Below are 1,049 nucleotides of genomic sequence, written 5' to 3'. Positions count from 1 at the left end.
GGTCGGCGTCCTCGTAGCGGACCGGCTTCGAGCCGGTGAAGAGCTTGTGGCCGAGCCACAGCGCGAGGAACAGGGGCAGGCCGATGTACGCGCTGGCCACGGCCACGAGGTCCACGTCGCCCATGAACGCCTGGTAGTTCTGGCCGAGGATCACGACGGCGCACATGACCAGCGCGACGATCGGGCCCAGGGGGAACAGGAAGGCGCGGTAGGGCAGGTCCTTCGGGTCGTGGCCCTGCGCGACGTAGGCCCGCCGGAACCGGTAGTGGCTCCAGGCGATGCCCATCCACACGATGAACCCGGCCAGGCCCGAGGCGGAGACGAGCCACACGTAGGCGGCGCCGTCCCCGATGAACGTGGTCAGGAAGCACGCCGCGCCCACCGCGGTGGTGGCGTAGAGGGCGTTCATGGGCACGCCGCGCCGGTTCACCTTCGCCAGGAAGCGCGGGGCCTTGCCGGAGTCGGCCAGGGCCCAGAGCATGCGGGTGGAGGCGTACAGGCCCGAGTTGCCCGCGGAGAGGATGGCCGTGAGGATCACGGCGTTCATCACGGAGGCGGCGGCGAGCACGCCCGCGTTCTCGAAGACGAGCGTGAACGGGGAGATCGAGATGTCCTCGACGTCGCTGCCCAGCAGGTGGGGGCTGGTGTAGGGGATGAGGAAGCCGACGACGGTGATTGCGCCGACGTAGAAGAGCAGGATGCGCACGAACACGGTGCGGATCGCCTTGGGCACGTTCTTCTCCGGGTCCTCGGCCTCGCCCGCGGCCACGCCGACCAGCTCGGTGCCCTGGAAGGAGAAGCCGGCCACCATGAAGATCGCCAGGATGCCGGCGCCGCCGCCCACGAAGGGGGCCTCGCCGTCCGTCCAGTTGTGGAAGCCGGGGGAGGAGCCGCCGAGGATGCCGACGATCATCAGGACGCCGAGCACCAGGAAGATCACCACGGTGGCGACTTTGATGAGCGAGAACCAGAACTCGCTCTCGCCGTAGGCGCGCGTGGAGAGGGCGTTGAGGCCGAAGAGCAGCACGAGGAAGGTCGCGGACCAGATC

At 69.1% G+C, this 1,049-nt stretch carries 1 protein-coding gene; it reads right to left on the bottom strand.

Annotation, left to right across the window (positions count from 1 at the left end):
• Positions 1–1,049, bottom strand: a 1,049-nt coding sequence (locus tag AB0L75_RS44580) for an amino acid permease (protein ID WP_365191987.1), incomplete at both ends; no start/stop codon positions are given.

It is taken from the genome of Streptomyces sp. NPDC052101 (genome assembly GCF_040680235.1).
Taxonomy (GTDB): domain Bacteria; phylum Actinomycetota; class Actinomycetes; order Streptomycetales; family Streptomycetaceae; genus Streptomyces.
This window is presented reverse-complemented; position numbering and strand designations above follow the sequence as displayed.